Origin of the sequence: Bradyrhizobium sp. IC4060, from assembly GCF_020193715.1 — a bacterium.
In the GTDB taxonomy this organism is placed as follows: Bacteria; Pseudomonadota; Alphaproteobacteria; order Rhizobiales; family Xanthobacteraceae; genus Bradyrhizobium; species Bradyrhizobium yuanmingense.
This window is the reverse complement of record NZ_JADYVJ010000006.1, coordinates 1-20,039: the sequence shown is the minus strand read 5'-3', so window position 1 is coordinate 20,039 and position 20,039 is coordinate 1. Positions and strand designations below refer to the sequence as shown.

Genomic DNA, 20,039 nt, shown 5'->3' with positions numbered 1-20,039 from the left:
ATGACCGGTGTTGATACTGCCGTCTGTTGCTAGTTGGCTCTGGTTCCAAGTCAAGGTCCGATTTGTCCGATAGCGTCAATGCCATGCGAATAGCTCGGGTCATTACTGTGTTGTGCCAGGCTTTGCTGCTGGCACCGGCGCTCGCGGAGGAGGCACCCTCCACCGATGCGCCTCCGAAGGCCGAGGAACCCGAGAAGCCAGCGGAGAAACCGAAAGATGCCCGCGAGAGCGACACGCGGGAGTCGATCTGCCTGATCGTGGAGGCGGCCGCGCGCGACAATAACCTGCCGCTGGAATTCTTCGCGCGCGTGATCTGGCAGGAAAGCCGCTTCCAGGCCGATGCGGTCGGGCCCATGACGCGCAGCGGCCAGCATGCGCAGGGGATCGCGCAGTTCATGCCGGGCACTGCCAGCGAGCGCGGTCTGCTCGATCCGTTCAATCCGGTGCAGGCTTTGCCGAAGTCGGCCGAATTCCTGAATGAGCTGCGCAACCAGTTCGGCAATCTCGGCCTTGCCGCGGCCGCCTACAATGCCGGCCCCCGGCGCGTGCAGGAATGGCTCGCCGGCACCGGGCCGATGCCGGAGCAGACCCGCAATTACGTGTATGCCATCACCGGCACCAGCGTCGATGCCTGGGCCAAGGCGGGGAGCACCGGCAAGGGACCACCGAGCTCGCCGACGACGAGCTGCCGTGATCTGATCGCGCTGCTCAAGCGTGCTCCCAATCCATTCGTCGCCGAGCTCGAGCAGCATGTCGAGCTTGCAGCCGCAAAGATCTGGGGCGTGCAGCTCGCGGCCGGCTTCGACCGCAACAGGGCGCTCGCGATGTATTCCCGGGCCGTGACGAAACTGAGCACCGTGATCGGCGAGCGTGATCCGAGCCTGCTCTCCTCGGTGATGCGCAGCCGTGGCACACGCGCGTTCTATCAGGTCCGCATCGGCGCGGATACGCGCGCCGAGGCTGATGATCTGTGCAACCGCATCCGCAAGGCGGGCGGGGCGTGTTTCGTGCTGAGGAACAGGGGTGTGGCGGGGTAGGATGAGCCGTCATTCCGGGTTCGCGCCAAGTGCAGCGCCCCGGAATGACGGCGATGAGCCTGGCTGTCATGCATGCCAGCCCCGCCGCGCCTTTCCTTGACGCGCGCACCCGTCTCGCCCGTTATGCGGGCACGATTCCTTACCGGCCAAAGCTCCCGTGGCGCTTCCTCCGCTCGATTCACCGCAATGGAATAGTCCCTGGCGCGCCTTCGCGTGGGGACTGCGCTCGATCACGCAGACGATCCTCACCATCGTGCTGTTCGTGACCTATCTCGGCATCGGTGCGCTCGCTCACGACACCCATTTCAGCCTGCTCTGGGCATTGTGCTCGACGCTGTTCGTCTGGGCAGGTCCGGCGCAGATCATCCTGATCACCACGCTCGGCTCGGGCGCCACCATCATCCAGTCGGCGATCGCGGTGACCGTCAGCGCCATCCGCCTGTTTCCAATGGTGGTCTCGGTGCTGCCGCTGATGCGCACACCCACGACCAAGCGGCGCGAGCTGATTTTCGCCGCGCATCTCACCGCAGTGACGCTGTGGGTCGAATGCCACCGCTTCCTGCCGCAGGTGCCGCGCGAACGGCGGATCGCCTTCGTCCACGGGCTCGGCTGCGGGCTCGTCTCCGTGTGCCTTGTCGCCAATATCGTCGGCTATTTCCTCGCCGCCAACCTGACGCAGACGCTTGGTGCGGCGATCCTGTTGCTGACGCCGCTGTCGTTCCTGTTCTCGACGGCGCGCAACAGCCGCGAGGTCGCCGACGTCGTCGCGCTCGTGCTGGGCATCGTGCTCTATCCGCTGGCGGCGAAGATGAACTCCGGCCTCGATATCCTCGTCAGCGGCGTGGTCGCCGGGACGATCGCTTATGGCGTGCACTGGTGGCGGGAGGTACGCGCATGAGCTTTGCGCAAGCGATCGGCGACTGGCACGCGCTGGCCGTCCTGTTCGTCGCCGGCGTCGTTCCCAACCAGATCTGGCGCATGCTGGGCCTGTGGTTCGGCGGCGGCATCGACGAGGGCTCGGAGCTGCTGGTCTGGGTCAGAGCGGTCGCCACCGCGATCCTGGCCGGCGTCATCGCCCAGATCGTGGTCCAGCCACCGGGCGCGCTGGCCAGCGTGCCTGATGTCCTGCGCTATGGCGCGGTCGGTGCCGGGCTCGTCGTTTTCCTGCTGACCCGCCGTTCGATCTTCGCGGGCGTGGTCACGGGCGAAGTCTTCATGCTGGCCGGCAAGTGGTGGTTGGGCTAAAACCGCCAGCGAACAGCCAGGGAACAGGACATATGGTTCGCGAACAGGAGCTCCGCGAGGGCGAGGTCGCCATCGAGCTGCCGCCGACGCAAGATGCCGGCCTCGTCTTCATCGGTCGTATCCGCACGCCCTGGTCGTCGCGGCTGGAGACGCCGCGGCAGGGACGTCAGGACGGTCCGATCTGCCGCCTCGAGATCTTCGAGCCGTTCGTGCCGGCCATCAAGGGCGTCGACTTCTACAGCAACCTCGAAGTGCTCTATTGGCTCGACCGCTCGCGCCGCGACATCGTCCTGCAGAGCCCGAAGAACAACGAAAAGACCCGCGGCACGTTTTCGCTGCGCTCGCCGGTGCGGCCCAATCCGATCGGCACCTCGATCGTCAAGCTGGTCGGCATCGAGGGCAATGCCATCCTGGTGCGCGGCCTCGATTGCATCGACAACACGCCGCTGATCGACATCAAGCCCGACCGCTGCGAGTTCACGCCGCTGGCCGCGCCGCAGACGGGCGATTTCGAGACGGAGTGAGGGGCCTCCGCTCCAACCTCGTCATTGCGAGCGCAGCGAAGCAATCCAGGATCCCTCCACCGAGGCAGTCTGGATTGCTTCGTCGCAAGAGCTCCTCGCAATGACGAGGATGCAGCGCCGGCTACCCCTTCAACGCCGCCATCAGCTTCGCCGCGTGCTCTTGCAGCACCTTGTCGTCTTCCTTGCGGCTCGCAGGCGGCAGCATGGCGACGCCGTCGTGGCGCGGCATCACGTGCATGTGCAGGTGAAACACAACCTGTCCGCCGGCAGGCTCGTTGAACTGCTGCACTGTGATGCCGTCGGCATTGAACGCCTTCATTGCGGCGGCCGCGATCTTGTGCGCGCCTCGGGCGACATGGGCGTAATCGTCGGGCTTGATGTCGAGGATGTTGCGGGCAGGAGCCTTCGGGATCACCAGCGTGTGACCGGGCACGCGCGGCATGATGTCGAGGAAGGCGAAGACGTGCTCATCCTCGTAGACCTTGTAGCAGGGCAGCTCGCCGCGCAGGATTTTCGCGAAGATGTTGTTAGTGTCGTAGGCGGTCATGGCGGCGGCTCCTCGAACGATTTGCGCTTACTGTCACCAGCCGTGGCGACGCGTCAAGGCGCCTCGTCGGCCGCTTTGCGGAACGGGCCGAGCTCGGCGAGCTCTCGTCCGGCTTCCGCGACATAGGCGCGCTCGCGCTTGAGGTAATCGTCGATGGCGCGGCGCAGGCCGGGATCGGCGATGAAGTGGGCGGAATGAGTGGTGCGCGGCAGGTAGCCGCGCGCGATCTTGTGCTCGCCCTGTGCGCCGGCCTCGACGTGTTTGAGGCCGCGCTTGATCGCGAAATCGATCGCCTGGTAGTAGCAGACCTCGAAATGCAGGAACGGGTGATGCTCGACCGCGCCCCAGTTGCGGCCGAACAGCGTGTCCGAGCCGATGAAGTTGATCGCGCCCGCGATCCAGCGGCCGTTTCGGCGGGCCATCACCAGCAGCACGTCCTCGCTCATGGACTCGCCGATCAGCGAGAAGAACTCGCGCGTCAGGTACGGCCGGCCCCATTTGCGCGAGCCGGTCTCCATGTAGAATGCGAAGAAGGCATCCCAGGCATCCTCGGTGATGTCCTTGCCGGTGAGCCAGTGAATGGTGACGCCGGCTGCGAGTGCATCGCGCCGCTCGCGCTTGATCGATTTGCGGTGGCGCGAGTTCAGCGTCGCCAGGAAGTCGTCGAAGCTCGCAAAGCCCTCATTGTGCCAGTGGAACTGCTGGTCGGTGCGCTGGAGGAAGCCGTGCTCGGCGAGCAGCTTCCATTCTGACTCCCGCGCGAAGGTGACGTGGACGGAGGAGGCCTTGCTGACGCCGCACAGCGCTATGAGTCCACTCGCCAGCGCCTCGGTGATACGCTCGCGATCGACGCCATCACGCACCAGCAGCCGCGGCCCCGTGGCCGGCGTGAAGGGAACCGAGACCTGGAGTTTCGGGTAGTAGCGCCCGCCGGCGCGCTCATAGGCATCCGCCCAGCCGCGATCGAAGACGTACTCGCCCTGGCTGTGCGATTTCAGATAGCAGGGCACGACGCCAGCCACGCGGCCGCCGAGCCGGGCGACCAGATGCCGGGGTCCCCAGCCAGTCCGGATCGTGGCCGAACCCGATTTCTCGGCCGCAGAGAGAAAGGCGTGGGAGACGAACGGGTTATAGGCGGGTTTTAAGATGCTGGCGGAATCGCCTGGAAGAGCGGATGAGGTTCCCGCGCCATGGCCATTACAAGCTTTGCCCGGATTCGCGCAGGCGTCCCAATCCTCGGGCGAGACTTCGCCGATGGACGGGACGGCCTCGAGCGTGATTTCGGATGATGGCATCGTGCCCAAGATCGTGCATTGCAGCAGCGACTTCAAGGGGTGGAGAAAGCTCGCTCTCGTGCCCCGGACGCAGCGCAGCGCACCTTCAGCGGGCGCTGCAGAGCCGGGGCCCATGTGGCAGCGCGCTCGTGGAGAGATGGGTCCCGGCTCTGCGCCGCAACGCTGAAGCGTTGCAGCTTGTCCGGGACACGCGAGGTGCTACGGCACGAACCCCTCGAAGATCATCTGGTCCGCATACCGCCCGACCCGGCTCCGCTGCTCCGGGGTGCGGACGGTCCAGCCGAGCAGGGCGCAGCCGAACAGGTTGCGGGCGATCCAGGGGGCGGGGGCCGGCAGGTGGTCGACCTTGAAGGCGACGAAATGCGGCTGGGTCTGCAAGCCATGGCGGAGGTACAGCATGCTGTCGCGCTGTTCTTGGGTGAGGTTGGCCCAGTACTCGTCCTCATAGCTCCGCTGCGCGACGATGCCGCGCGGACGGTTGGGCAACAGGTCACGCAGCGCCAGCACCTGGTCGGGATCGAAGGACATGCCGACGGCGGGGCCGTCATACGAGGCCAACACCTCGGCCATCCGCTTCACCAGCTTGCGATCGCCACCGAAATGGCTCTTCACCTCGATTACCAGGGGCACACGTCCGGCGACCATGGCGCAGAGGTCGGCGAGCGACATCATCCGCTCGTCGGTGTCCTTGAACCTGACGGCCTTCAGCTCGGTCGCGGTCTTTGCGATCACCTCGCCGGTGGCCTCGGTGAGTCGGCCCAGGGCATGGTCGTGATGGACCATGGCCTCGCCGTCGGCCGAGAGCTGGATATCGACCTCGATCGCAAAACTACCAGCAATCGCAGCCTGCACCGCGCCCGGCATGTTCTCGACGATGCCGCGCGAAATGTCATGCAGGCCGCGATGGGCGACCGGCCGCGCTGTCAGCCAATCCGGAGCGCGCATTTGGCGTCAGGCGACCTCGAACACGCCTTCGACCTCGACCGCCGCATCCGCGGGCAGCGAGGCGACGCCGACGGTGGTGCGGGCGTGGCGGCCCTTGTCCCCGAAGGCGGCAACCATCAGGTCGGAGGCGCCGTTGAGCACCTTCGGCCCATCCAGGAAATCCGGGGCCGAGTTGATGAAGCCGCCGAGGCGCACCACGCGTACGACCTTGTCGAGATCGCCGAGCGCCGCCTTGACCTGGGCCAGCAGGTTGATCGCGCAGCCGCGCGCGGCGGCAGTGCCGTCCTCGATCGAGACGCCGGCGCCCAGCTTGCCCTTGGCAATCAGCTTGCCAGCGGGGTCGAAGCAGACCTGGCCGGAGACGAACAGAAGGTTGCCGGTGCGTACGAACGGCACGTAGTTGGCGACGGGGGTGGGGGCCTCGTGCAGCTTGATGCCTTGCTCCGCCAGTTTCTGCTCGACCGTGCCCGCCATGTCCGACCTCGTTGTCCAAAAATCCTTCGCTCCGGCGCGTCCCTGGATGGCCGGGCGGGCCCTGTTTCGCCCATCGTGCCGCCACATGCAAGCAACCGGAGGGGCTGCATTTTTGTTGAGGCTGGCCGGTAGGTTCAACGTGGAGGGGCAATTTTACGTGGACGGCCTCAGTTGCGGCGCAATGGAACGGTCATTAAAATGTCGAATCTGCGCTTTCCTCAGGGAACAGACATGGTGCACCTTTTCCGGACTTCGCTCGGTGTGATGGCGTTTGCCGCGGCCAGTGTTGGCCTTGGCGGCGTAGCCGAGGCCGCCAACGGTCCGTTTCTCGCGCACCAGGCGCTGTATGATCTCCGCCTCGTCAAATCGCGCACCAATTCGGTCAATAGCGCCCGCGGCCGGATCCTCTACAATTTCACGGGGAACGCCTGCGAGGGCTATACCTCGGAATTCCGCCAGGTCTCCGAGCTCGACAGCGGCGAGGGCAAGGTCACGCTCAGCGACCTCCGCTCCAATTCCTGGGAGGATGCCGCCGGCAAGAGCTACCGTTTCAAGATCGAGACGCGCATGAACGAGGCGGATGCCGGCCGCGTCGACGGCTCGGCCGAGCGCGACGGCGACCACATCAACGTCAAGCTCAGGCTGCCGGCGCCGAAGACGTTCACGCTCGACGGCAAGATCGTGTTCCCGACCGAGCAGATCCAGCGCATCATCGCCGCCGCGAAGGAAGGCAAATCGCTGCTGGAGCTCTCCGTCTATGACGGCTCCGATGACGGCCAGAAGGTCTACAACACGCTGACCGTGATCGGTCAGCCGATCCCCGCCGACCGCGCCACCTCGTCCGATCCGTCGACTGCGGACGAGCACATGAAGTCGCTCAAGCGCTGGCCAGTCACCGTCAGCTATTTCGACCGCGAGGCCCAGCAGAAGGAGGGCGAGCAGACGCCGGTCTATGCGATGGCGTTCGAGCTCTACGAGAACGGCGTCTCGCGCCAGCTCATGCTCGACTACAACGATTTCGTCATCTCCGGCGCCATGGGCAAGTTCGACGTGAAGGACAGCAAGCCCTGTAATTGAGGGCTAGGTCTCTCGTCGCGAGCAGCGTCGTAGGGTGGGCAAAGCGGATCGTGCCCACGCTTTCTCTCGATAATCGTTGATAGATGGTGGGCACGGCGCAAGTGCGCCTTTGCCCACCCTACGAGATCTCTCTTGGTCGCTTCGCTCCTCGCAATGACGGGGCTAGCTCTCGTCACACTCTCCCGCTACGCTCCCTCCCAACCACAAATTCGGGGAGCCAGCCCATGCCGAAGCTCGACCATCTCCGCCCCAGCGGCCTGCATCACAATCCAGCCTATTCCCACGTCGTCACCGCGACGGGGGCGCGCACGATCTACATTTCCGGCCAGGTCTCGACCGACGAGGAGGGCCGGATCGTCGGCGAGGGCGATATCGCTGCGCAGACCACCCAGGTGATGCAGAATCTCGGCCTCGCGCTGAAGGCCGCGGGGGCGAGCTATTCCAACATCGTCAAGATCACGACCTTCGTGGTGAACTACAAGCCGGAGCTGCGGCCCATCATCGGCAAGGCCCGCTCGGCCTTCTTCGAAGGCATGGAGCCGCCAGCCTCGACGCTCGTCGGCGTCTCCGCGCTCGCTGCGCCGGAATGGCTGATCGAGATCGAGGCGGTCGCGGTTGCGGATTGAGGTTTTCCTGTTGCCCGGATGAAGCGCAAGCGTAATCCGGGAAGCCTGTCGCCACGGAGCACTGTCCCGGATTGCGCTCCGCTCCATCCGGGCTACAGCTGCTATGAGTGCTTCGCCTCTGACAGCTCTTGTAGAGCCGCCATCGCTTCGTCGGCTCTGTCGGACGGTACGAAGAGATGGTCGTGGTGGAACGCCGACACGGCATTCACGCTGATGCCGGCGTCGGCGAGGCGCGCCGTGATTGCCGCCAGGAAGCCGACCGCATCGAGCGCGGAGTGAACCGTGAGCGTGATCAGGCGTGAGGCGAATTCGTAGCGCAGTCCTGCGCGTTCGGCATCCTCCAGCGGTGCTACGACCGTTGTGCCCTCCGCCTCGCGGAAGATCAGGAGCGGATCGACTGCTGCGGGAATAGTCTCGTCTGCCGCTATCGTGCAAAATACGAAGGTGCCCGGTCGCAGCTCCGGCTTCATCAGTCTCAGCAGCGCATTGAGATCGCGTTCACCCGTCATCACTCCTGCGCCTTCTCCGGGCCCTCATAGGCAATGCCGCGGATCACCGCGGCGCTGCCGAACTTCTTGCGCAGGCTGTCGACCGCGCGTTCGGCGTGGGCGGCGCGGCGGTCGAGCATGTCGGTGTCATCGATCGCCGAGCCCTCGCGCAGCGCGCTGACGCCGGCGCCCATCAGGCGGAAGGCGGTGCCGTCGATTTCCTTGGCCAGCATCTCGCGGCAGATCGAGAAGATCTTCGCGGCCAGCTGCGTCGGGGCGGCGATCGATTGCGAGCGCGTGCGCTGGCGGAAATCGGCGGTCTTCAACTTCAGCGTCACGGTGGAGCCGGCGAGTTCGCTGCTCTTCAGGCGCGACGACGTCTTCTCGCAGAGTCGCCACAGGATCTTCTCCAGCGTCGCGAAATCGCGGATGTCGGTCTCAAACGTCGTCTCGCTTGAAATGGTCTTGGCGCCGCGGTCAGGCTCGACGCGGCGGTCGTCGATGCCGCGTGCGAGCCGCCACAGCCTGCGGCCCTCGCTCGGAAACTGCCGCATCATCTCGATCTCGTCGGCCTTCTGCAGATCGGCGATGATGCGGAAGCCGCGCTGCACCAGGCGTTCCTGCGTCGCGGGACCGACGCCGAAGATGAAGCCGACCGGCTTTTCCGCCAGCATCAACCGCGCTTCCTCCTGGTCGAGCGCGGCAAAGCCTCTGGGCTTGTCGAGGTCGGAGGCGATCTTGGCCAGGAACTTGTTGCAGGACAGGCCGACCGAGACGGTGATGCCGATGTCGCGCTCGACGTTGCGGGCAAAGCGCGCCAGCACCTTGGCGGGGATCATGCCGTGCACCCGCTCGGTGCCGGAGAGATCGAGGAAGGCCTCGTCGATCGAGAGCGGCTCGACCAGCGGCGTCAGCGCCTGCATGGCCTGGCGGACCTCGCGGCCGACCCGGACGTACTTTGCCATGTCCGGGCGGATCACGGTCGCATGCGGGCAGGCTTCCAGTGCCTTGAACATCGGCATCGCCGAGCGAACGCCATAGGTGCGCGCGATGTAGCAGGCCGCCGACACCACGCCGCGCTTGCCCCCGCCGATGATGACGGGCTTGTCGGCGATGTCAGGGTTGTCGCGCTTCTCGACCGTCGCGTAGAAGGCGTCGCAGTCGATATGGGCAATCGTCAGGCCGGCGAGCGAGCGGTGGCGGACGAGGCGGGGGGAACCGCAGGCCGTGCAGCGCCGCAGGCCCATATCCAGATCGGCCAGACAATCCCGGCAGAAGCAGCGGGGCCCGGCCGGCTCTGGGACGCTCACGGCACGTCGCGCTCCCAGGAGGGGTCACCGAGCGCATCGCCGAGGACCTGCCGCGCCGCGGCAACGTTGGTCGGGTGCAGTTCCGCCACCTTGGCAAAGGCCTTCACCGTGGCATCGTCCCGCATCACGAAATCGAGCACGCTGAGGAGGAAATTCGGGTCCGCGGCGGCGTTGCGCAGGGTCTCCGGACCGACCCCCGTCTCGGCCAGGAACAGGCCCAGCCGCTCAGGCTCGCCCGCGACGAAGCACAGGGCCTGAATCGCAACGATTTCAGCGACTTCGCGGGGGTTGTGAACAGGCTTTTTCACGGGGACGGTTTGCCTTTCCGTTAACTTTCGGTCTCTAATTTGGAATCATCATGCCCGAGTCTCGTGCTCAAGTCTTCCGGCCCCGGACAAGCAACTGGAAACCACATCGCAGAAAGTGGACCCTCGGGTTTAACGAAACTCAAGCGAATCTGAGGCTAGTTTGAATCCAGTTTTCGAAACGCCGGGAAGCGGCGTCTGAGGCGTCATATGTACCGGTCCTTCGGACCAATCAGGAGGGCGGGATGGCTAAGACCGTCCTGATCGTGGAAGACAACGAGCTCAACATGAAGCTCTTCCGCGACCTGTTGGAGGCGCACGGGTACCAGACCTCCGGCACCAGCAACGCCTACGAGGCGCTCGACCTCGTGCGCAAGATGCGGCCCGACCTCGTGCTGATGGACATCCAGCTGCCGCAGGTCTCCGGCCTCGAGGTGACGCGCTGGATCAAGGACGATCCGGAGCTGCGCGCCATTCCCGTCGTCGCGGTCACGGCGTTCGCGATGAAGGGCGACGAAGAGCGCATCCGCGAGGGCGGCTGCGAAGCCTATTTGTCCAAGCCGATCTCGGTCGGCAAATTCATTGAGACGGTCCGGCGTTTTATCGGATAGGAAGTGAGTTCACAGTGTCCGCGCGTATCCTGGTCGTCGACGACGTCCCCGCCAACGTCAAGCTGTTAGAGGCCCGCCTTTCCGCCGAATATTTCGACGTGATGACCGCCGCGAACGGCACCGAGGCGCTCGCGATCTCAAGGCGTGCCGAATGCGACATCATCCTGCTCGACGTGATGATGCCCGACATGGACGGCTTCGAGGTCTGCCGCCGCCTCAAGACCGATCCGGCGACGCACCACATTCCCGTCGTGATGGTCACCGCGCTCGACAGCCCCGCCGACCGCAACCGCGGGCTCGAGGCCGGTGCCGACGACTTCCTGACCAAACCCGTCTCCGACGTCGTGCTGATCGCGCGGGTGCGCTCGCTGACGCGGCTGAAGATGATGACGGATGAGCTGCGCATGCGCGCCATCACCTCGCTCGAGATCGGCATGCAGGCGCCCGAGCGCAGTGCGATCGCCGACACCGGCAAGGGCGGCCGCATCCTCCTGGTCGACGACCGCCAGTCCTCCTACGAGCGGCTGGCGACGATCCTCGCCGCCGAGCACACCATCGACGTCGAGCCGAACCCGACGGAGGCGCTATTCCACGCCGCCGAAGGCAATTACGACCTCCTGATCGTCTCGCTCGACCTCAACAATTTCGACGGCCTGCGCCTATGCAGCCAGGCGCGATCGCTGGAGCGCACGCGGCACGTGCCGATCCTGGCCATCGCCGACCCCGAGAACTCGACACGGCTGCTGCGCGGCCTCGAGATCGGCGTCAACGACTACCTGCTGCGCCCGATCGACAAGACCGAGCTCTTGGCGCGCGCCCGCACCCAGATCCGCCGCCGCCGCTACACCGATCATTTGCGCGACAATGTGCAGAACTCGATCGAGATGGCGATCACCGACGCGCTGACCGGCCTGCACAATCGCCGCTACATGGAGAGCCATCTGGCGACGCTCGCCGAGCAGGCCGCGACCCGTGGCAAGCCGCTGGCGCTGATGATCCTGGACATCGACTATTTCAAGTCGATCAACGACAATTACGGCCACGATGCCGGCGACGACGTGCTGCGCGAGTTCGCGGTGCGCGTGCGCAAATCGATCCGCGGCATTGATCTCGCCTGCCGTTACGGCGGCGAGGAATTCGTCATCGTGATGCCCGAGACCGATCTCCATGTTGCCGGCATGGTCGCCGAGCGCCTGCGCCGCTCGATAGCGGGTGAGCCCTTCGCGATCCACAAGGGGGCCAAGCGCATCGAGGTCACGATCTCGATCGGCCTCACCACGCTCGAGCGAAAGGGCGAGGCGGTGGCCGACGTCCTCAAGCGCGCCGACACGGCGCTCTACCGGGCCAAGCACGACGGGCGTAACCGCGTGGTGTCGCAGGCGGCGTGAGGGCCGCCCGCACAAAGTTGCGAAAACAACCCCATGCACAGTAGCCGGCGCGAGCGGGATCAATGGGTTACGCGGGTGGCGAGATAATTTGCGCCGGCAGCGGCGTCGTTTGACCCGTCGGGCAAAACAGGAGCATATTGGTAGGGTCGCGAAATGGTCCTGACGGGTAGTCAGGCGCCCGCGCTTCCTCCACAAATTCCGGTGTCATTCCCCGCCTTGTGCGCAGTCGCGCTGGAGCGGGGAATCCAGTACGCCGCAGCGTCTCGGGTCTAGCCTCACTGTCTCTGGAATACTGGATCACCCGCTTTCGCGGGTGATGACAGCGAGCGATCAGGCGACAACGGTTAGTCTGGAGCGCGCTTGCTCCGTTTCTCCGCCGGGTTCGCATCCTCGCCCACATCCACCCCCGCATTCCGCAACAACACCTTCGCCGCTTCCTTCGCGGCTCTGGCCATCGCCGGATCATCGCGCACGAGGTCCTGCGCGATGGAGCCGTCGACCAGCAGCACGAGCTGCGTCGCGAGCGCGTCCGCTTCGGCAACGCCGAGCTCGGTCAGGCGGTCGCGAAACCAGAGGCGGCGGCTTTCCTTGAAGGCGATCGCGATCTTCTTCACGGCGCGGTCGCCGGGGCCGAGCTCGGCGACCGCATTGACGAATGGGCAGCCGCGAAAGTCTTTCGCCGCGAAGCGCCGCTCCAGCGAATCGAACGTCGCGAGGATCTGCTCGGCGGGCGGCTTGTCGGAGGGGCGTGCGCTGACGAAGCGGCGCTCGAGATAGGCCGCGATCAGCGCGTCCTTGGACGGGAAGTGATTGTAGAGCGTGCGCTTACTGATGCCGACCTCGGCCGCGATGGTATCGACGCCGATGGCGCGAATGCCTTGCAGATAGAACAGCTTGTCGGCGGTCTGAAGGATCCGCTCTTTCATCGTCTGTGGGAGGGGCGGGGGAGCCATGCAGCGGAATGCGTCCTGTTCGCTTGACAGCCGCTTCCATCTATAGCCTAAGTGCACAGGTCTGTGTACCCAAAAACATCGGCTAAAGCAGACGACGGCACGCGTGCCGCGCCCAGAAGGGAGAAGAAAAATGCCCCTGCTGCAGGTTCTGCGTCCCACCTTGCCGATCCTGATCGGCGCCTCGATCATGCTGACGCTGAGCATGGGGCTGCGGCAGTCGCTCGGCATTTTCATGCAGCCGCTGACGCACGACATCCACATTTCGATCTCGGATTTCACGCTTGCACTGGCCGTGCAAAACCTCGCCTGGGGCTTCCTGCAGCCGCCCGCCGGTGCACTCACCGTGCGCTACGGCTTCCGCCCGATCATGATCGCCGGCGCGCTGATGTACATCGCGGGCCTCGCGCTGATGGCGACGGCGAATGGGCTTCTCAGCATCATGATCGGCGCCGGCGTGCTGATCGGGACCTCGCTCGCCTGCACCGCGGCGGCGATCGCGATGTCGGTGGCGGCGCGCGCGGTGCCTGAAACGGTGCGCTCGACCGTGCTCGGCATCGTCTCCGGCGCGGGCTCGCTCGGCGCGCTACTTTCGGCGCCGATCGGACAGATGCTCAACGAGGGCTTTGGCTGGCGCGTCGGGCTCGCGGGCTTCGTCATCATGTCGGTGCTGATGATCCCTGCGGCCTGGTATGCCGGGCGCGTCGACAAGATTCCGTTGCCGAAGCCGGCGGCCGACGAGATCGATGATGCCACGGCTGCAGCCGCGGCGAGGACCGCGTTCGGCAATGCCTCCTTCGTGGTGATGACCTGCGCCTATCTCGTCTGCGGCATGCAGCTCGTGTTCCTCACCACGCACCTGCCGTCATATCTCGCGATCTGCGGCCTCGATCCGATGCTGAGCGCGCAGACGCTCGGCATGATCGGCGGCTTCAACGTGCTGGGCTCGCTGTTCTTCGGCTGGGCCGGCCAACGCTGGAACAAGCTGGCGCTCTTGGGCGGGATCTACATCCTGCGCTCGCTCGCACTCGCCTGGTACTTCATGCTGCCGGCAAGCCCGTTCTCGACGCTGCTGTTCGGCGCGATCATGGGCTTTCTGTGGATGGGCGTCGGCCCGCTGGTCGCGGGCGCGGTCGCCGAGATGTTCGGCCTGCGCTGGCAGGCGATGATCCAGGGCCTCGCCTTCATGAGCCACCAGATCGGCAGCTTCCTCGGCGCTTACGGAGGCGGGCTGCTCTACGACGCGCTCGGCTCCTACACCATGGCCTGGCGCATCGGCGTCGCGCTCGGCCTTGCCGGCGGGATCGTGCAGGTCGCGTTCGCGCTTGTCAGGCCGTCGCAGCCGCCCACGCCAGTGCTGCGGACAGCGTAGGGCGGGGCGGGTGGTCGTTTTCCTTGGCCTTGCACCGCTGCCGTTCTCACAAATTTGCATTTGCCTCAAAGCGCTCGGTTGCTGACGTGCGAGAGAACTTTTCGTCGACTCGGCAGGCGGTCGTTCATGGGCTTGCCAATTTCGCGTTTGGGTCGTGTCAGGCTGTGGTCAGCCTTCTCAGATTGAAAATGGGCTTGAGTTGCAGAGTGTTAGCCAGTTCATAATCCTAATCGCGCCGGCCAGCTTAAGCTTTCGAGACAACCGCTCGGGAGGCAACGATGACGCCCGGCTGGCTCATTTTCCCTGCGACTATCGCCTGTGTCTACTTCCTGGTCATTGTGAGTTTGATCATGCTTGGCGCTTGGTAGGCGGCTGAGGGAAGAGAATCTTGAAAGAGCGCGCTTTCAAGATTCGCCCATAGACCGACGCGAACTCATGTCGGTCGGAATTCGATCGGGTGCGGCCATGGATTGCGCGAATTGCGGCAGAGTCAACCCGGAGGGAACGAAGGTCTGCGGCGATTGCGGCGCGCCGCTGTTCTTTCGCTGCCCTGCGTGCGGGGGCGACAATCCGACAGGCAAGAACTTCTGTGGCGACTGCGGTGCCGCGCTCACGCCGACCGTACCGCCGCAAATGACGAGAGGGGCCGGCGCAGCGACGTCCATCGTGCCACCGGTCACGGAGCGCGCAGGCTTGTTGGCCGCACCAAGTTCTTCCGCCGAGCGTCGTCAGCTCACAGTGATGTTCTGCGATCTCGTCGGCTCGACGGCACTTGCGACAAAGCTCGATCCGGAAGATCTACGGGACATAATTGCTGAGTACCGCGATAGCGTAGCGGCGGTCGTCCGCAAATACGGTGGCACCGTCAGCCGTTACATCGGCGATGGCATGCTCATACTATTCGGTCATCCTTCAGCGCATGAGGACGATGCCGAACGCGCAGTGCGCGCTGCGCTTGAGATCGCCGCGACCAGGCACGCGCCGGGAGCCCCAGCCGAGTTCGAGCTGCGGGTTCGTCTTGGGCTCGCGACTGGCCTCGTCGTCGTAGGTGACCTTATCGGCAGCGAAGCGGCGGAGGCGCAGGCCGTGCTTGGCGAGACGCCGAACCTTGCCGCTCGACTGCAAGCGCTCGCCGAACCGGATGGGGTAGTCATCCCTGAGGACACGCGGCGGCTCATCGGCGGGCTCTTTGACTACGAGAATCTCGGCGCCGTGACGCTGAAGGGCTTCGCCGCACCGGTGCAAGCCTGGCGGGTGCTTCGTGAGGGAACAGCGGAGAGCCGGTTCGAGGCGTTGCACCCTTCGGTCCTCGCCCCGCTGGTTGGGCGTGAGGAAGACCTCGCGCGGTTGGAGCGGAGCTGGCGCCATGCGCGGGCGGGTACCGGTCAAGTCATGCTGCTTGTCGGCGAGGCGGGGATCGGCAAGTCGCGCCTCGTTGCGGCTCTTCAGGAGCGTATCGAGCGAGAGCCGCACACCTGCTTGCGCTACTTCTGCTCGCCTCATCATCAGGAAAGCGCGCTTTACCCCTTCATCGCACAACTCCAGCGAGCGGCTGGCTTCGATCGTGAGGACACACCGACGACCAAGCTCGACAAACTTCGAGCGCTCCTGTCGCCTGCATTGTCGCCCAACGAGGACGCGGCGATCCTGGCCGAGTTTCTGTCGATCCCCAACGATAATCTATACTTACCGGTTACGAGTACGCCGCAACAAAAGAAGGAGAGAAGCTTCGCCGCTCTGGTTCGCCAGCTTGAAGCTCTCGCGCAAAGACGTCCAATCATGATCGTGTTCGAGGACATGCAATGGATCGATCCAAGCTCGCGCGAGCTGCTGGACCGAACCGTCGATCGCGTAGCAAGCCTGCCGGTTTTGGTCTTGATCACCTACCGTCCCGAGTTCCAGTTAGTATGGACCGGAAAGCCGCATGTCAGCTTGCTCGTGCTGAACCGGCTCGACCAGAATGCGGGCGCTGCGCTCATCCGGAGCGTGGCAGGTGGCCAGACGCTGCCGACCGAAATCGTCAATGAAATTGCTGAACGTACGGATGGTGTGCCGCTGTTCGTTGAGGAGTTGACCAAAGCGGTGCTCGAAACAAGCCCCCAGAGTATCGCGCGAGCGATCTCCTTCGCGCCGCTGCCCGGACTTGCCGTACCGGCCACGCTACATGCTTCGTTGATGGCGCGGCTCGACCGGATTGGGCCGATCGCCAAGGAGGTGGCACAAATCGGCGCAGCTATTGGCCGCGAGTTCTCCTATGATCTGCTGGCCTCGGTCGCACAGCGGTGCGACAACGAGTTGCGGGCGGCGCTTGACCGGCTGATCAACACCGGCCTCGTGTTTGGGAGTGTCGAGCCGCCCGACGCCAATTTCTTGTTCAAACATGCACTGGTCCAGGATGCGGCATACGGCACAATGTTGCGCGGCCAACGCCGCGAGCTGCACGCTCGGATCGCTGGCGCACTCGAGGAGAGGCTCGCTAGAGGCATCCAAGAGCAGCCGGAAATCCTCGCCCACCACTGCGGACATGCGGGCTTGGCCGAAAAGGCGATTTCCTATTGGCAGGAGGCTGGTGAGCGTTCAAAGGCTCGATCGGCAATGACAGAAGCAATCGCGCAGATGCGAAAGGCGCTTGATTTGCTATCTCAACTGCCGGATGCTCCCGGGCGCCAGCGCACCGAAACTGAACTTCAACTCGCGCTCGGCGGTGCACTGATCGCCGCGAAGGGCCACGCGGCCGAAGAGACCGGCAGGGCCTACGCCCGGGCGCGTTGCCTCTGCGAGGCACTCAACGACACGCCGAATCTGCTCAAGGCACTCTGGGGCGAGTTCGTGCATTATCACGTCCGTGGTGAAACGGACCGATCGCATCGCATCGCCGAGAATCTGCTCGATTTGGCCGGGCGACAGAACGATGCGGCCATTCTTGTCGCCGGTCATCGGGCAGTCGGCGATAGCTGGCTTCATCGCGGACAATTGGCCTTGGCGCGCACCCATCTCGAGCGGGGGCTCGCCCTTTACGATCCGGCGCAGCAGCGCTCTCTGACGGCCCTGTTCGCAGAAAACGCCCGCGTGGCGATGCTTTCGTTCCTTTCGCTTACGTGTGGCCTTCTTGGCTTCGCCGATCAGGCGCGCGTGCAGAGCAGTGACGCTCTGGCAGAGGCCCGCGATTCGTCGCACCCGATCAGCCTCGCATTCGCGCTGAGCGTTGCCTGCCGGTTGCATTTCGTGCTCGAAGACGCGGGCATGGTTGGGCAACGGGCGGACGAGCTGGTTGCGCTCACCACCGAGCAGCGCTTTGCCTTCTTTCTCGCGATGGGGACGGCATATCGCGGCTGGACGCTGGCCGAAGCCGGCGACCCCGAGGCCGGGGTGGACTTACTGCGGCGCGGCATCGAGGGATTCCAGGCGTCCGGCGCAGCATGGACTCTTCCGTTCTACCTTGCGCAGCTCGCAGCAGCCGAGGCAAAGAGAGCACGATATGAAACGGGGCTCGGCCAACTCTCCGACGCCTTGGCACTAACCCAGAAATCGGGGGTGCGGTGGTTCGAGGCCGAGCTGCATCGGCGCCGAGGCGAGTTGATGCTAAGGGCTCGGCCAGGCGCGGAGGCCGATGCGGAGGCCGAGTTTCGCCACGCCATTGCGATTGCTCACCAGCAGGAGGCGAAACTCTGGGAACTTCGCTCCGCCGTCAGTCTCGCCCGGCTCTGGCGTGATCAGGACAGGGGTGATGAAGCACGCGGTCTTCTCGCGCCGGTCTACGGTTGGTTCAGCGAGGGCTTCGACGTTCGCGACTTGAAGGAAAGCAAGGCGCTGCTGGAAGAACTCTGAGTGTAACGTGGAGCTTGTCGTAAGCGCGCTCCATTGGAGCTCCGTAACGTTCTCGGGTTTCGCGACTCCGCTGCACCCTAAAGAAACGTAAGGGCAACGGTGACCTGCTCGGCGCCGTCAATTCTCGGGTCGGCCCCGTCGCTCCGGTTCGCAGCTGGAGTTGGTCCGCGCTGCTGGTCGCGCTTCGGGTTATTCGCATGACCTCTCCCGGCTTCGCACTTTGTGCTGACCCGGTCCGGATCAGGTACTCGACCGCAACCACTGCGAAAAGACCCGAATGGTCCGCGCGCGCGGGTGGCTTGGCCTGCTGACCACATAAAAGCTGTAGCCGGGTAGGTTCAACGAGAATGCCTTCACGAGCGTGCCGGCGGCGAGGTCGTGTGCCACGAGCACATCACTGAAGATCCCGACGCCCTGCCCACTGATCACCGCCTCGATGGCGTGCAGTTCTTCCCGGAAACTCAAGTGCTGCAGGTCCTTGTATTGGGGCACCTCGCGCCACCGGCGCTGGGCCAAACCGAGCCATCTCTGCCACGTCGGTGGCTCACGATCGGCCGGCGACCAATAGGAGTGGATCAGAACGTGCTTTGCGAGGTCGACTGGTCTCTTCAGCCGTCCGGTTGAAAGCAAATCCGGATTGCAGATCGGCCAGAACGTATCGCTAAAGAGTTCATCGACGATTCCGTCTGTCGGCGGTACGCGGCTGGTCGCATAACGGATGGCAACGTCACTGTCTCCGGCCTGCAGATCGAGCACCGTGTCAGTGCCGATCACTTCCAATGGCACGTCAGGATCCAACTTCCGCCACAGGGGCAGGCGGGGCACGAGCCAGCGGCTAGCGAAGGCGTTGGTCGTCGTAACCCGGAGCGGCTGCTCGTCACCTTCCTGCTTGAGGGACGCAATGGCAGCGGCAAACGCCTCGAGTCCGCCGCGAATGGCGGGAAACAGCCGCGCGCCGGCATCGGTCAACGAAAGAGGGCGTGGTCTGCGCCGGAATAGAGCGCGGCCGCAATACTGCTCGAGCAATCCGATCTGGTGGCTGATCGCGGTCGGCGTGACGCCGAGTTCTGCCGCGGCTTTCTTGAAGCTCAGATGACGCGCGGCAGCCTCAAAAGCGCGGAACTCGATCAGGGGCGGCAGCTTGTGCATGCGGCGAGTGTAGGTGAAATCAGTTCATCGTCACCTGAATTCTTCGGATTTGCTCTGAGACAGCCCGCGATCGAGGATGTGGCGGGCCAAGCTAGGGAGCTCGTGTCATGTCCATCGCATCTGTTGCCAGCGCTGCCGCCGAACTTAGCGCCTCCTTCGGAGGAGAACTGCTCAAGCCAGCGGACGAGGGCTACGACGAGGCGCGCAAGGTTCACAATGGGCTGGTCGACAAACGGCCAGCATTGATTGCCAGATGTCGCAGTGCGGCTGATGTCGTGGATGCCGTGGCACTTGCGACCAAGCTCGGCCTCGAGGTCGCTGTTCGCGGCGGTGGCCACAATGTGGCCGGGCGCGCAACCATCGACGGCGGGATCATGATCGACCTCTCACCCATGAAGGGGGTCCGGATCGACGCGATCGGCAAGACCGTATGGGCGCAGGGCGGGGTCACCTGGGGCGAGCTCAATCGAGAAACGCAGCTTCACGGACTTGCGGTGACCGGCGGCGTGTTCGACCACCGGCATCGCGGGCCTGACGCTCGGCGGAGGACTGGGCTGGTTGATGGGCAAGTACGGCCTCGCGTTGGATAATCTGCGGGCTGTCGAACTCGTCACCGCTGATGGCAAGGTTGTGCGGGCCAGCAAGCAAGAGCAGCCCGATCTATTTTGGGCCGTGCGCGGCGGCGGCGGAAACTTCGGGATTGCCACCAGTCTTGAATACGACCTCCATACGGTAGGGCCCATCATCACCGGCGGCCCGATCGTTCACCCTATCGAGCGTTCCCGCGACGTGCTGGAATTTTTCCGGACCAGCACGCGATCGCTCACGGACGAGCACATGCTGTTCGCATCCCTGACCCATGCGCCCG

The 20,039-nt window shown here is 64.7% G+C and carries 20 protein-coding genes and 1 pseudogene; 12 read left to right on the top strand and 9 right to left on the bottom strand.

The genetic code is table 11. The annotated features are described in order from the left end of the window. The first annotated feature begins 83 nt into the window (after window positions 1-83). The 4 genes from I6F16_RS20635 to tsaA all read left to right on the top strand — a co-directional run bounded on the left by I6F16_RS20635 (window position 84) and on the right by tsaA (window position 2,806). Entirely contained in the window at window positions 84-1,037 is a 954-nt protein-coding gene (locus I6F16_RS20635) for a lytic transglycosylase domain-containing protein (RefSeq protein ID WP_109143489.1), read from the top strand. A gap of 157 nt (window positions 1,038-1,194) precedes the next feature. Further along, entirely contained in the window at window positions 1,195-1,935 is a 741-nt protein-coding gene (locus I6F16_RS20630) for an AzlC family ABC transporter permease (RefSeq protein ID WP_036039333.1), read from the top strand. Continuing rightward, a complete protein-coding gene (locus I6F16_RS20625) occupies window positions 1,932-2,282 on the top strand; it encodes an AzlD domain-containing protein (protein WP_036015173.1) in 351 nt (116 codons plus the stop codon). Before I6F16_RS20630 ends, I6F16_RS20625 begins: the two co-directional genes overlap by 4 nt. Window positions 2,283-2,314: 32 nt before the next feature. Continuing rightward, a complete protein-coding gene (gene tsaA, locus I6F16_RS20620) occupies window positions 2,315-2,806 on the top strand; it encodes a tRNA (N6-threonylcarbamoyladenosine(37)-N6)-methyltransferase TrmO (protein ID WP_057029795.1) in 492 nt (163 codons plus the stop codon). 121 nt (window positions 2,807-2,927) lie between these two features. Here the strand turns inward: tsaA and I6F16_RS20615 are convergent, their stop codons facing one another. From I6F16_RS20615 to I6F16_RS20600, 4 genes are all read right to left on the bottom strand, one after another. Then, window positions 2,928-3,353, bottom strand: a complete 426-nt coding sequence (locus I6F16_RS20615) for an HIT family protein (protein WP_057029794.1) — start codon at window positions 3,351-3,353, stop codon at window positions 2,928-2,930. A gap of 53 nt (window positions 3,354-3,406) precedes the next feature. Beyond that, window positions 3,407-4,648: a GNAT family N-acetyltransferase gene (locus I6F16_RS20610; protein WP_036015190.1), complete on the bottom strand. Its 1,242-nt coding sequence runs from the start codon at window positions 4,646-4,648 to the stop codon at window positions 3,407-3,409. A gap of 198 nt (window positions 4,649-4,846) precedes the next feature. Continuing rightward, complete coding sequence (locus I6F16_RS20605) at window positions 4,847-5,593, bottom strand: glycerophosphodiester phosphodiesterase (protein ID WP_225113840.1); 747 nt, start codon at window positions 5,591-5,593, stop codon at window positions 4,847-4,849. Between the two features lie 6 nt (window positions 5,594-5,599). Beyond that, a complete protein-coding gene (locus I6F16_RS20600) occupies window positions 5,600-6,067 on the bottom strand; it encodes a RidA family protein (protein WP_225113841.1) in 468 nt (155 codons plus the stop codon). A gap of 231 nt (window positions 6,068-6,298) precedes the next feature. On the opposite strand from I6F16_RS20600, the gene I6F16_RS20595 reads away from it, so the two are divergent. Continuing rightward, entirely contained in the window at window positions 6,299-7,144 is an 846-nt protein-coding gene (locus I6F16_RS20595) for a cell envelope integrity EipB family protein (protein WP_225113842.1), read from the top strand. Window positions 7,145-7,368: 224 nt separating this feature from the next. Continuing rightward, complete coding sequence (locus I6F16_RS20590) at window positions 7,369-7,770, top strand: RidA family protein (RefSeq protein ID WP_018646938.1); 402 nt, start codon at window positions 7,369-7,371, stop codon at window positions 7,768-7,770. A 101-nt stretch (window positions 7,771-7,871) separates the two neighbouring features. Here the strand turns inward: I6F16_RS20590 and I6F16_RS20585 are convergent, their stop codons facing one another. The 3 genes from I6F16_RS20585 to I6F16_RS20575 are packed head-to-tail and all read right to left on the bottom strand — an operon-like array spanning window position 7,872 to window position 9,876. Continuing rightward, a complete protein-coding gene (locus I6F16_RS20585; protein ID WP_225113843.1) occupies window positions 7,872-8,279 on the bottom strand; it encodes an ACT domain-containing protein in 408 nt (135 codons plus the stop codon). Further along, window positions 8,279-9,568, bottom strand: a complete 1,290-nt coding sequence (locus I6F16_RS20580) for a DNA polymerase IV (protein WP_225113844.1) — start codon at window positions 9,566-9,568, stop codon at window positions 8,279-8,281. Before I6F16_RS20580 ends, I6F16_RS20585 begins: the two co-directional genes overlap by 1 nt. After that, on the bottom strand, window positions 9,565-9,876 hold the full coding sequence (locus I6F16_RS20575) for a DUF3572 domain-containing protein (protein WP_225173974.1): 312 nt from the start codon (window positions 9,874-9,876) through the stop codon (window positions 9,565-9,567). Before I6F16_RS20575 ends, I6F16_RS20580 begins: the two co-directional genes overlap by 4 nt. Window positions 9,877-10,118: 242 nt before the next feature. Between I6F16_RS20575 and I6F16_RS20570 the strand changes: the two genes are divergently transcribed. Then, window positions 10,119-10,484, top strand: coding sequence for a response regulator (locus I6F16_RS20570; protein ID WP_225113845.1), 366 nt, complete (start codon window positions 10,119-10,121; stop codon window positions 10,482-10,484). 14 nt (window positions 10,485-10,498) lie between these two features. Further along, window positions 10,499-11,872, top strand: coding sequence for a PleD family two-component system response regulator (locus I6F16_RS20565; protein ID WP_036025582.1), 1,374 nt, complete (start codon window positions 10,499-10,501; stop codon window positions 11,870-11,872). A gap of 344 nt (window positions 11,873-12,216) precedes the next feature. Here the strand turns inward: I6F16_RS20565 and I6F16_RS20560 are convergent, their stop codons facing one another. Further along, window positions 12,217-12,825 carry a TetR/AcrR family transcriptional regulator gene (locus I6F16_RS20560; RefSeq protein ID WP_311735306.1) on the bottom strand — a complete coding sequence of 203 codons (609 nt, stop codon included), beginning with the start codon at window positions 12,823-12,825 and terminating at the stop codon, window positions 12,217-12,219. 130 nt (window positions 12,826-12,955) lie between these two features. On the opposite strand from I6F16_RS20560, the gene I6F16_RS20555 reads away from it, so the two are divergent. Next, window positions 12,956-14,194 carry an MFS transporter gene (locus I6F16_RS20555; protein WP_036015149.1) on the top strand — a complete coding sequence of 413 codons (1,239 nt, stop codon included), beginning with the start codon at window positions 12,956-12,958 and terminating at the stop codon, window positions 14,192-14,194. Window positions 14,195-14,629: 435 nt separating this feature from the next. Further along, window positions 14,630-18,022 (top strand): adenylate/guanylate cyclase domain-containing protein, encoded by a 3,393-nt coding sequence (locus tag I6F16_RS20550; RefSeq protein WP_225113847.1) that lies wholly within the window; start codon window positions 14,630-14,632, stop codon window positions 18,020-18,022. A 240-nt stretch (window positions 18,023-18,262) separates the two neighbouring features. On the opposite strand, the gene I6F16_RS20545 is transcribed toward I6F16_RS20550, so the two are convergent. Continuing rightward, window positions 18,263-19,171, bottom strand: a complete 909-nt coding sequence (locus I6F16_RS20545; RefSeq protein WP_225113848.1) for a LysR substrate-binding domain-containing protein — start codon at window positions 19,169-19,171, stop codon at window positions 18,263-18,265. A gap of 107 nt (window positions 19,172-19,278) precedes the next feature. Here I6F16_RS20545 and I6F16_RS38045 point away from each other — a divergent pair, with 107 nt between their 5' ends. After that, the gene (locus I6F16_RS38045) at window positions 19,279-19,761 is read left to right on the top strand and encodes an FAD-dependent oxidoreductase (protein WP_275970742.1); all 483 of its coding nucleotides are present in this window, start codon (window positions 19,279-19,281) and stop codon (window positions 19,759-19,761) included. Continuing rightward, a pseudogene (locus tag I6F16_RS38040) lies at window positions 19,730-20,039 on the top strand (FAD-linked oxidase); the annotation flags it as partial. The gene I6F16_RS38045 and the pseudogene I6F16_RS38040, both read left to right, overlap by 32 nt.